Source organism: Allobosea sp., from assembly GCF_030694325.1.
In the GTDB taxonomy this organism is placed as follows: domain Bacteria; phylum Pseudomonadota; class Alphaproteobacteria; order Rhizobiales; family Beijerinckiaceae; genus Allobosea.
Window position 1 is genome coordinate 1 of the sequence record NZ_JAUXYO010000044.1, and the last position, 10,598, is coordinate 10,598.

The window sequence follows — 10,598 nt, forward strand, 5'->3', positions numbered from 1 at the left end:
CGGCGTCGTCGAGCCGCAGCACGAGGCCCGAAGCCGGGGGTATCGTCGTCCCGAGCGTGACCGCCGGAACGGCCCCGACCTCCGCCGCGAGCCGCGCGGGATCGAGCGAGAGGTGGTCGACGGGATCACCGTTGAGGAGAACGAGGCAACGAGCCCGGCCTGCCCCCTCCCTGAGGATCGCCGCGATGGGGGGCCTCGTGTCGAGAAGACGCTGCGGGCGTCCGGAGTGCGGCGGCAGCGCCGCGGCCGCCCGGTTGAGGGCGATGACGGCGTCCTGCCGATCGTCGCCGCTGCGTCGGGCAGCCGCGAAATCCTCCGACCGCGCGTGGCGGAACGGACCGTCCATGCCGAATTCGAAGCCCATCGGCATCAGCCAGCCATCCGCCAGCAGTGCCGCCTGGGCCAGTGCCGATCGTCGATCCCGTTCCGGGTGAGCACGCGACGCCGCCGGCAGACGGGGCGCGAAGGGATCCTCGGCACAGCCGATCACCGCGCTCGTCACGGCGAGCGCATTGTAGTTGTCGACCTGTTCCGCGACGCTCGATGACGCCGCGAAGGAAGCCGATACGTAGTCGAAGGCAGATGCGTAGGCGATGCGCTCCGCCGTGCTCGCCTCGGGCATCCAGGCCAGCGCCTCGAAATCGCCGCACGCCGCACGGACCGGCGTCAGGATGGCCTGCCAGACCGCGAGCGGGACATCCCCCGCTCGGTGGCAGCGAACCCCTCTGACACCGGCGTCGCACCAACTCTGAAGATGCCGACGCCAGTACGAAATCAGCCGCTCGCGGCTGTCGTCCCCGTCGAAATCGGCCTCCAGCCGCTTGAGGTTCAGATCGGTGCGCGGGTCGAGGCCGAGGCGGCGCGGTCGCCGCCAGCACCCGGGCAATTGGCTGACGGGCTCACTGTCCTCAGCCGCTCCGTCGACGACAAGATCGATCCAGAGGGTGAGGCCGTGGCGCTCGCAGTCGTGCGCGAGGCCCTGCAGAACGGCAGCCGTCTCGACCGCCTGGATCGTCGACAGCGCGCCAGTCGAGAACAGGTCGCCCGACCCCGAGAAAGGCCAAGCAAGAAGGAGGTGCGAAAACTCGAGCTTTCGAACATGCTCGACAAGCTCCGGCCACGTCTCAATCGTTCCACCGAGACCTGGATGAAGGTAATATATGCGAGGACCGCTCGCCGTTTGCGAGCGATCTTTCGGCTTCATCGTGAATGCGATCGACGATTGTTGATCGGAAGCCGCCACATCATCACCGGAGAGACCCTTCATCCATGGTTCAACGGATGGATGTCGGCGGGGTTCCATTCTCGCGACGACGTTCTTCTCCGGCTTCCTCGCCGCCACCGCCGCGATGAGCGAGGACGAACGCGAGCGGCTGGCCCACGACAGGGCGCGGCGGATCTCCCGGTTGTGACTGCCTCGAGAGTCGCAGCGAATTATTTCGATAAAACCGGAAATATCGATTGACGACCGTCAAGCTGCCGATCATGGTGGCGGCATGGACACGATCATCGCAGCGTCGCGCCTCGAGGCACTCGGCAACCCGACCCGGCTTTCGCTCTACCGCGCCCTCGTCCGAGCCGGCCATGGCGGGTTGTCGGTCGGGGATTGCCAGAGCCGGCTGGGCATCGCGCAGTCGACGCTTTCCTTCCATCTGAAGGCGCTGATTGTGGCCGGGCTGGTGACGCAGGAGCGGCAGGGCCGCACCCTGGTCTGCCGCGCGAATTTCGAGGTGATGAGCGGGCTCGTCGACTTCCTCGTGGCGGAATGCTGCCGGGACGAGTGCTGCGGGACGTCCGAGGCCAGCGCCGCCTGACGGTGCCGGCGATCGTTGGATTGGGGGAACAGCCATGAGCCAGACCATCGCCATCATCGGTGCGGGACCGGTGGGACTCGCTGCCGCCGCGCATGCGCTCGAGCGCGGGCTCGATCCGGTCGTGCTGGAGAAGGGTCCGGCGGTCGGCCATGCCGTCCGGCACTGGGCGCATGTGCCGATGTTCTCGCCCTGGGCCTTCAATGTCGATGCGGCGGCCGAGCGGCTGCTGAAGGCAGCCGGCTGGGCGCGCCCGGAGGGCGACAGCTATCCGACCGGCGGCGATCTCGTCGCACGCTATCTCGCCCCGCTGGCGGAGATTCCCGTGCTGCGCGAGCGCATCCGCCTCGGCGCCGAGGTCCTGGCCATCTCGCGCCGCGGCTTCGACAAGGTCCGCACCGCCGGGCGCGAGAACGCCCCCTTCGCGCTGCGCTGCCGCTCCGGCGGCGAGGAGACGACACTCTTCGCGGACGCCGTGATCGACGCCTCCGGCACCTGGTTCTCGCCCAACCCCGCCGGCTCCGGCGGACTCCCCGCCATCGGCGAGGCGCAGAACACCGGACGCATCAGCTACGGCATGCCGGATGTGCTCGGCACCGATCGCACGCGCTATGCCGGCCGCAGGGTCGCCGTGCTCGGCGGGGGGCATAGCGCTGTGGGCACGCTGACCGCGCTCGCCGCCCTACCCGACGCGCCCTCCCCGGCGGCCGTCACCTGGCTCTATCGCGGCGCCGATGTCGCCAAGGCCTATGGCGGAGGGGCCGCCGACCAGCTCTCCGCGCGCGGAGAGCTCGGCCTGCGCATCGCGCAGCTCGTCGAGAGCGGTCGCCTGGCCGTCGAGACCGGCTACCGGCTCGACCGGATCGAGAGCGATGCGGCCGGGCTGCGGCTGATCGCCGATGACGGCCGCACTGTCCCGGTCGACGAGCTGATCGTCGCCACCGGCTTCCGGCCCGACCTCGGCCCGCTCAGGGAATTGCGGGTTGGGCTCGACCCGGCGCTGGAATGCCCGCCGGTGCTGGCGCCGCTGATCGACCCGAATGAGCATTCCTGCGGCACGGTTCGCCCGCATGGCGCAGCCGAGCTCTCCCATCCCGAGCCCGGCTTCTACATCGCCGGGATGAAGGCTTACGGCCGGGCCCCGACCTTCCTGCTCGCCACCGGCCATGAGCAGGTCCGCTCCATCGTCGCGGCGCTTGCGGGCGACCATGAAGCGGTACGGCGGGTCGAGCTCGTGCTGCCGGAGACGGGCGTCTGCAGCGCCACGCCGGGCGGCGGCCAGGCGGCGGCAGCGGGCTGCTGCGGCGGGCCGGCGCCTGCGCCCAGCACCGCCTGCTGCGCGCAGGATCACGACGCCAAGGCGGCGGGCGAGGCGGGCTGCGGCTGCAGCGGGACCACGAAGACGCCGGAGCTCGCGACCGCCTGATGACGACGCTTTCTGCTCCGCCTGCGGGCTCTGCCGCGCGCGGCCATCTCGGCCTGATCGTGGCGCTCGGCGCCACCCAGGTCGCCGGCTATGGCACGCTCTACTACACCTTCGCCGTGCTCGCCCCCGAGATGACCAAGAGCTTCGGCTGGGCGCCGGAATGGACCTATGGCGCCTTCGCCGCCGGCCTGCTCGCGGGCGGACTGGCGGCGCCGTTTTCCGGCCAGCTGATCGACCGCTTCGGCACACGGGCGATGATGAGCCTCGGCAGCGTGCTGGCCGCGGCCGCACTCTACGGCCTGTCGCAGGCGCGCGATCCGGTCAGCTTCTACGCCGCCATGATCGCGGTGGAGGCGGTGGCGACGCTCGTGCTCTACGACGCCGCCTTCACCGCCCTGACCCAGGCGGAGGGGGCCGGCGCGCGGCGCGCGATCAGCAAGCTCACCCTGATCGGCGGCTTCGCTTCGACCCTGTTCTGGCCGCTGACCACGGCCCTGCTCGCGCATTACGACTGGCGCAGCATCTATCAGCTCTATGCGCTCGGCTATCTCGTCCTGTGCCTGCCGCTGCATGCGCTGCTGCTGCCGGCCCGTGGCGGCAAGGCGGCTGCGGTCACGGCAGCGAAGCCGGAAGGCGATGGCCACGTCTATCTCCTCGGCCGGGATCGGACGCGCGCCTTCCTGCTGCTGGCACTGGCGTTCTCCCTGCAGGGTTTCGTGATGTCGGCGATGTCAGTGCATATGCTGACGATGCTGCAGGGCCTGGGGCTCAGCGCGGCGCTCGCCGTCGGGATCGGCGCGATGGTCGGCCCCTCGCAGGTGACCGGACGGCTGGTCGAAATGCTGTTCGGGAAGGACCTCGAGCCCACGACGACGGCCTGGGTCTCGGCGACGCTGATGCCGATCGGCTTCGCGCTGCTGCTGGTCAGCGGCACCACGGCGACGCTCGCCGGTCTCTTCGCCATTGCCTATGGCGTCAGCATGGGGCTAAGCTCGATCGTGCGGGGCACGGTGCCGCTGCGGCTGTTCGGCCCCGCCGGCTATGGCGCGATGCTGGGCAAGCTCTCGGCACCGGGGCTGGCGATCCGCGCGGCCGCGCCGGTCGCCTTCGCGGTGATGGTCGAGCGGGCGGGGCTGCTGCCGAGCACGATCCTGCTGATCGTGCTGTCGGGGGCGGCGGCCCTCGCTCTGTTCCTGCTGGCGCGGCTGGCCGGACGGCTGCGGCAGGCGGGCTGACCGGCCGCGAGGCCGATCAGCGTGCTGGAGTTCTCAGGCCGCCTTGCGGGCGACGTCGAAGGGGATCTCGATGTCGACGACGAGCGTCGAGACCTGGGCGCCGCGCTCCATCGTGACGCTGACCTTCTCGGAATCGATCTGCATGTGCTTGGAGATCGCCCGCAGGATTTCGTCCCGCAGCTTGGCGACGAGATCGGAATCGCCGACCGCGGCGCGCTCATGCGCCAGCAGGACCTTGAGGCGCTCGCGGGCGGCCGGCGCCGACTGCACGCGCGAGAAGAAACGACGCAGGTTCATGCCGCCTTCCTTCCGAAGATCTTGCCGAAGAAGCCGCGCTTCTCGCCCGGAACCATGACCGGCAGGTTCTCGCCCTGGAGCCGGCGGGCGGCCTCGAAATAGGCGATCGAGGGGGCGCTGCGGTCATCCGCCAGCGTCACCGGCGAGCCGAGATTGGAGGCCCGCAGCACGTCCATGCTCTCGGGGATGATGCCGAGCAACGGGATGGAGAGGATCTCCAGCACGTCGTCGACCTTGAGCATGTCGCCGCGCTCGGCCCGGACGGGGTCGTAGCGGGTGAGCAGCAGGTGCTTCTCCATATGCTCGCCCTGCTCGGCGCGCAGCGTCTTGGAATCGAGCAGGCCGATGATGCGGTCGGAATCGCGCACCGAGGAGACCTCCGGATTGGTCACGACGATGGCGATGTCGGCATGGCGCATGGCCAGCGTCGCGCCGCGCTCGATGCCGGCCGGGCTGTCGCAGATCACCCAGTCGAAGACGCTCTTGAGCGCGCCGATGACCTTCTCCACGCCCTCGGCGGTCAGGTTGTCCTTGTCGCGGGTCTGCGAGGCCGGCAGCAGATAGAGCGTCTCGACGCGCTTGTCGCGGATCAGCGCCTGGGTCAGCTTCGCCTCGCCCTGGATGACGTTGACGAGGTCATAGACGACCCGCCGCTCGGCCCCCATGACGAGGTCGAGATTGCGCAGCCCGACGTCGAAATCCACCACCACGACCTTCTCGCCACCCTTGGCGAGCGCTGCCCCCAGCGCGGCGGACGAGGTCGTCTTGCCGACGCCTCCCTTGCCCGAGGTGACCACGATGACCTTGCCCATAGACCTCTCCCGATTGTCCCGATGTCGCCCGGTCAGGCGATCGACCCGACCTTGAATGTTTCGCCTTCGAGCCAGATCTGCACGGCCTTGCCGCGCAGTTCCGGCTCCATGTCCTCGGCGGTCTTGTAGAAACCGTCGATTGCCAGCAGCTCGGCCTCGAGCCGGCTGCAGAAGATGCGCGCCGACGCATTGCCCATGGTGCCCGCGAGCGCCCGGCCCCGCAGCGTCCCGTAGACATGGATCGAGCCGCCCGCGACGATCTCGGCGCCCGAGGCGACCGAACCGACGATGGTGACGTCCCCCTCCGGGAAGAACAGCGACTGGCCGGAGCGCACCGGCTGGGTGACGATGATCGAGGGTGTCGGCTTGCCCGGCGTCGGATCGGAATGCACGACGCTTTCCAGCGCCACCGGCTCCGGCAGCGGCTCAGCGGCCGGCGGCTCGACATCGGCGGTGGAGCGCCCGCCGGACATGGCCGGCGGCAGGTCCGAGCCCAGCATGGAGGCTCTCGCCCCCTCGATGCCCATGATCCGGACGCCGCGGCCGGAGAGCTTGCCGACGAGGTCGCGCAGCTCCGCCCGGTCCAGCTCGAGCCCCTCGATGTCGAGCACGACGGGCCGTCGCAGGAAGAACCCGGCCGAGAGCGCGGCCAGTTCGTCGAGCCGGATCAGCCAGTCCTCGAGCGGCAGCTCGGGGGTCAGCGTCAAGGCAAGATAGGAGCGCCCCTTGAGGCGGATGGGCCTGGGTTTGGTTAACACGGCGGTCATCTTGGTAAATTTTCGGTGTCTTCGGTGTATTCAGCCAATGGTTAACGGCTGGTAAATGATGCGCCTCCGGAGCCCATTCCCCCTGGCTGTGGCAACCACGCCGCAGCGCGCTCCGAAGCAGGAGGCATCGCGCCCGGAAACGTGCGATCCTGCCGGCGGGCGATGGGCCTGCGGAGCCGACCATGGACATCATCGTAACGCCCAGCGGCCCGACGAGCTGGGCCCTGATCGACCTGCTCGGACGTCATATGGGGCGCGTCGAGCTGACGGCACCGGACGAATACCGAATCATTCCGGGCGAGCGGGTCGCCGAAAGCATGCGCGCGATGAAGCACGGCCCCTTCGCGACGCTCGATGCCGCCCTGTCGCAGATCGAGGTCTTCACCCGCTCCACCTGCCGGCTCGCCCCCGCGGCCGGCTAGCGCGGGCGCAGGCCAGCAGCGTTCACCCCGCAGCGGGAGTGGCCGGCCCGGTGCGCGCGCGCAGCATCTGCGCGACCGCGGTTCCCTGGTCGATCAAGAGGTTGATGTCGTTGGTGGCGACGATCAGCCGGGCGCCGAGATCGAGCGCATGCGACTGCAGCAGCGCCGCGCCGACGCCGATGACGCCGAAGATCTTGCCCTGCGCGAGCGTCGCCGCAGCGACCGAAGCAAAAGCCGCCAGAACCTCGGGATGGTCGACCGCTCCCAGATGCCCCATGTCGGCGGCGAGATCGTTGGCGCCGATGATGACGGCATCGATACCGGGGACGGCCGCGATGGCAGCAGCCTCAGCGACGCCGCCGGCGCTCTCGACCATGGCCACGATGAAGGTGTCCGCCTCGATCCGCCCGACCATCTCGGCGGCCGGGGGCACCTGGAAGCCCAGCCGCGCCAGCGGGCTCGGAAGAGAGCGTTTGCCGAGCGGCTGGAACCGGCATTTCTCGACGATCAGACGCGCTTCTTCCGCGGTCTCGACATGCGGCACCACCACGCCCTCGGCGCCGCAATCGAGCACCCGCGCCAGGTCTGGGGCATAGGGTCCGCCGACGCGAACCAGGCAGGGCAGGCCCGCCTCGAAGGAAGTGACGCTCATCGAGGCGGCGTCGCCGATCGCGATCGGCCCATGCTCCATGTCGACCAGCAGGAAATCGAAGCCGCAGCTGCGCGTGACCGTGACGATCTCGACCGTGCGGACGACGCAGGCCGCGAGCCCGATCGGCGTGCGGCCCTCGGCCAACATCCGGCGCAAGGTGGTTCGCATGGCAGCTTGTCTCCGATCGTCGCCCAGCGACCGGCTACCACACGCATCTTGCGTGCACAATGTGCACAGATTGCGAACAATCGCGCTTGTCTTCCGCATGCATTTGAGGCGCTATCTGTCGGGAATGGCGACTTTCAGCTGGCATGTCGTTTGCTGTGCCGATCACCGGACGCGAGCGGCCGGACCGGGCGCCGACGCGAGCCTGCAGCAGGGGGAGAGACGGGAATGACGGTGACCACGAAGGCCTCGATGCCCCGCAGCCTGCTGGCGGCGTTCGCCGCGGCGGCGCTCTCGATTGTCGGTCTTCCGGCGCAGGCGCAGACAACGCTGAAATGGGCCTATGTCTACGAGCCAGCCGAGCCGCATCACAAGGGCGCGGTCAAGGCGGCCGAACTGATCGAGCAGCGCACCGGCGGGCGCTACAAGATACAGCTCTATCCCTCCGCCACGCTCGGCAAGGAATCGGATCTCAACCAGGGCCTCTCGCTCGGCACGGTCGACATCATCATCAGCGCGGCGAGCTTCCAGGCGCAGGTCTCCAAGCCGCTCGGCGTGACCTATTTCCCCTTCGCCTTCCGCGATTTCGACCATGTCCAAGCCTATGCGAAGAGCGACCTCTACAAGCGCCTCGCCGATGGCTACGAGAAGGCGACCGGCAACCGCATCGTCGCGCTGACCTATGCCGCCGAGCGGCACGTCACCTCCAGCCGGCCGATCCTGACGCCCGCCGACATGAAGGGCCTCAAGATCCGGGTGCCCGACGCCGCTGCCTACATGGCCTTCCCCAAGGCGCTCTCGGCCAACCCGACGCCGATCGCGCTGGCCGAGGTCTACACGGCCCTGCAGAGCGGCGTCGTCGACGCGCAGGAGAACGCCTTCAACACGATCTGGTCGAAGAAATTCCACGAGGTCCAGAAGCACATCATGCTCACCGGCCACGTCATCGACGTGCTGAACACGGTGATCGGCGGCGGCACCTGGAAGAAGCTCTCCGAGGCCGACAAGGCGATCTTCGTCCAGGCGATGCAGGAGGGCAGCCTGCACGCCTCCACCCTGATCCGCGACGAAGACGACAAGCTGCGCCAGGAGATCGTCAAGGCCGGCACCAGCACGATCCATACTGTCGATAAGGCCGCCTTCCAGAAGGCCGTGCTGGCGAGTTCGAAGCCGGCGGATTTCGGCTTCGTCCAGGCCGATTTCGACGCGCTGGTGGCGCTGAAGTAAGCCATTCGCGGACTCAGCCATGACCACGCCTGCCCGCCTCGACGATCAGCCCGCCGTCCTCAACGAGAAGGGCGAATTCCAGGTCGAGGACGAGACGATCGACCTCTCGGTCTATGCGATCGAGGAGTGGCTCGGCTTCGGCGTCTTCTGCGTGCTGGGGGCAACCGTCTTCCACCAGTTCTTCACACGCTACGCGCTCAACGACTCGGCCGCCTGGACCGAGGAGATCGCGCGCTACCTGCTGGTCTGCACGGTGTTCATCGGCATCGTCGGCTCGGTGCGCAAGAACAGCCATATCCATGTCGACTTCTTCTACCACTGGCTGCCGCGCTGGATCACGCGGCCGCTCTCGACGCTGGTCGATCTCGGGCGGATCGCCTTCTTCGGCTACGCCGTCTGGTTGACCTGGCAGCTGATCTCCCGCATCGGCGGCCAGCCCATGTCGGTCGCGCCTATCGCGATCGGCTGGGTCTATGGTGTGGTCATGCTGAGCTTCGCGGCGATGACGCTGCGGGCGATCCAGGTCGCGCGGCGCAACTGGACGAACGGCTACAGCGTGCTGGAACGCCCGGAGACGGCGGGCGCGTCTTCATGAGCGCGCTGTCCTTCAAGCTGCTCTTCCTCGCCCTGATGGGCTCAGGGATTCCCGTCGCCATCGCGATGGCGGGCTCGTCGTTGATCTACATTCTCGCGACCGGCATCGCGCCGGATTTCGTCATCATCCACCGGATGTTCGCGGGGCTGGATTCATTCCCGCTGCTGGCGGTGCCCTTCTTCATCCTAGCCGGCAACCTGATGAACTCGGCCGGCATCACCAACCGGATCTACAATTTCGCGCTCGGCCTCGTCGGCTGGATGCGGGGCGGGCTCGGCCACGTCAACGTCGTCGGCTCGGTGATCTTCTCGGGCATGTCGGGCACGGCGGTCGCGGACGCCGCCGGCCTCGGCACCATCGAGATCAAGGCGATGCGCGAGCATGGCTACGATGTCGAATTCGCCGTCGGCATCACGGCGGCCTCGGCGACGCTCGGGCCGATCATCCCGCCTTCGCTCCCCTTCGTCGTCTACGGCATGATGGCGAATGTCTCGATCGGGAAGCTCTTCCTCGCCGGCATCGTTCCCGGCATCGTCATGGCCCTGCTGATGATGGCGACGGTCAGCCTCTACGCCCACCGCAACAAATGGGGCGGCGACGTGCCGTTCCACTGGCCGCGCATTCTCGGCGTGTTCGGTGAACTGGTGATCGTCGCGGGCTTTCCGCTGGCGATCTGGCTCGCCGTCGGGGCCGGTGTCTCGCCGCGCATCGCGGTCATTGCCGGCTTCGCCCTGCTGCTGGCCGCGGACAGGGTTTTTCGCTTCGCCGCGGTGCTGCCGCTGATGACGCCCGTCCTGCTGATTGGCGGCATGACGTCGGGCCTGTTCACGGCGACCGAAGGGGCCATCGCGGCTTGCGTCTGGGCGATCTTCCTCGGCACCGTCTGGTACCGCACGCTGAGCGGCGCGATGGTGATCAAGGCCTCGATGGAGACCGTCGAGCTGACCGCCACCGTGCTCTTCATCGTCTCGGCGGCTTCGGTCTTCGGCTGGGTTCTGGCGGTTTCGCGCACCACGGAGATGATCGCCGGCTGGGTGCTCGCCTTCACCTCGGACCCGGCGATGTTCCTGCTTCTGGCGAATGCGCTGATGCTGTTCGTCGGCTGCTTTCTCGAGCCCACCGCAGCGATCACCATCCTGACGCCGATCTTGCTGCCGATCGTGCTCAAGCTCGGCATCGACCCGGTGCA

The 10,598-nt window shown here is 68.4% G+C and carries 12 protein-coding genes; 7 read left to right on the forward strand and 5 right to left on the reverse strand.

Features of this window, described 5'->3' with window-relative positions; genetic code table 11:
- Positions 1–1,267, reverse strand: a 1,267-nt coding sequence (locus Q8M82_RS02175) for a hypothetical protein (RefSeq protein ID WP_305689740.1), incomplete at its 3' end; no start/stop codon positions are given.
- A gap of 229 nt (positions 1,268–1,496) precedes the next feature.
- Here Q8M82_RS02175 and Q8M82_RS02180 point away from each other — a divergent pair.
- Genes Q8M82_RS02180 through Q8M82_RS02190 form a run of 3 tightly spaced genes read left to right on the forward strand, consistent with a single transcriptional unit; the run spans position 1,497 to position 4,472 of the window.
- Positions 1,497–1,814, forward strand: coding sequence for an ArsR/SmtB family transcription factor (locus Q8M82_RS02180; RefSeq protein ID WP_305689741.1), 318 nt, complete (start codon positions 1,497–1,499; stop codon positions 1,812–1,814).
- Between the two features lie 34 nt (positions 1,815–1,848).
- Entirely contained in the window at positions 1,849–3,237 is a 1,389-nt protein-coding gene (locus tag Q8M82_RS02185; RefSeq protein WP_305689742.1) for an FAD-dependent oxidoreductase, read from the forward strand.
- The gene (locus Q8M82_RS02190; protein ID WP_305689743.1) at positions 3,237–4,472 is read left to right on the forward strand and encodes an MFS transporter; all 1,236 of its coding nucleotides are present in this window, start codon (positions 3,237–3,239) and stop codon (positions 4,470–4,472) included. Before Q8M82_RS02185 ends, Q8M82_RS02190 begins: the two co-directional genes overlap by 1 nt.
- 33 nt (positions 4,473–4,505) lie before the next feature.
- Here the strand turns inward: Q8M82_RS02190 and minE are convergent, their stop codons facing one another.
- Genes minE through minC form a run of 3 tightly spaced genes read right to left on the reverse strand, consistent with a single transcriptional unit; the run spans position 4,506 to position 6,348 of the window.
- On the reverse strand, positions 4,506–4,769 hold the full coding sequence (minE, locus tag Q8M82_RS02195; protein WP_305689744.1) for a cell division topological specificity factor MinE: 264 nt from the start codon (positions 4,767–4,769) through the stop codon (positions 4,506–4,508).
- On the reverse strand, positions 4,766–5,581 hold the full coding sequence (minD, locus tag Q8M82_RS02200) for a septum site-determining protein MinD (protein WP_305689745.1): 816 nt from the start codon (positions 5,579–5,581) through the stop codon (positions 4,766–4,768). The genes minE and minD overlap by 4 nt, the downstream gene beginning before the upstream one ends.
- Before the next feature lie 32 nt (positions 5,582–5,613).
- Positions 5,614–6,348 (reverse strand): septum site-determining protein MinC, encoded by a 735-nt coding sequence (gene minC / locus Q8M82_RS02205; protein WP_305689746.1) that lies wholly within the window; start codon positions 6,346–6,348, stop codon positions 5,614–5,616.
- A 182-nt stretch (positions 6,349–6,530) separates the two neighbouring features.
- Here minC and Q8M82_RS02210 point away from each other — a divergent pair, with 182 nt between their 5' ends.
- Positions 6,531–6,770 carry a hypothetical protein gene (locus Q8M82_RS02210; protein WP_305689747.1) on the forward strand — a complete coding sequence of 80 codons (240 nt, stop codon included), beginning with the start codon at positions 6,531–6,533 and terminating at the stop codon, positions 6,768–6,770.
- 22 nt (positions 6,771–6,792) lie between these two features.
- Here the strand turns inward: Q8M82_RS02210 and Q8M82_RS02215 are convergent, their stop codons facing one another.
- Positions 6,793–7,590 (reverse strand): HpcH/HpaI aldolase family protein, encoded by a 798-nt coding sequence (locus Q8M82_RS02215; protein WP_305689748.1) that lies wholly within the window; start codon positions 7,588–7,590, stop codon positions 6,793–6,795.
- 249 nt (positions 7,591–7,839) lie between these two features.
- On the opposite strand from Q8M82_RS02215, the gene Q8M82_RS02220 reads away from it, so the two are divergent.
- The 3 genes from Q8M82_RS02220 to Q8M82_RS02230 form a co-directional block, all read left to right on the forward strand.
- A complete protein-coding gene (locus Q8M82_RS02220) occupies positions 7,840–8,814 on the forward strand; it encodes a sialic acid TRAP transporter substrate-binding protein SiaP (RefSeq protein ID WP_305689751.1) in 975 nt (324 codons plus the stop codon).
- 19 nt (positions 8,815–8,833) lie between these two features.
- Positions 8,834–9,409 (forward strand): TRAP transporter small permease, encoded by a 576-nt coding sequence (locus Q8M82_RS02225; RefSeq protein WP_305689749.1) that lies wholly within the window; start codon positions 8,834–8,836, stop codon positions 9,407–9,409.
- Positions 9,406–10,598: TRAP transporter large permease (locus tag Q8M82_RS02230; protein ID WP_305689750.1), on the forward strand; the 1,193-nt coding region annotated here is incomplete at its 3' end. The genes Q8M82_RS02225 and Q8M82_RS02230, both read left to right, overlap by 4 nt.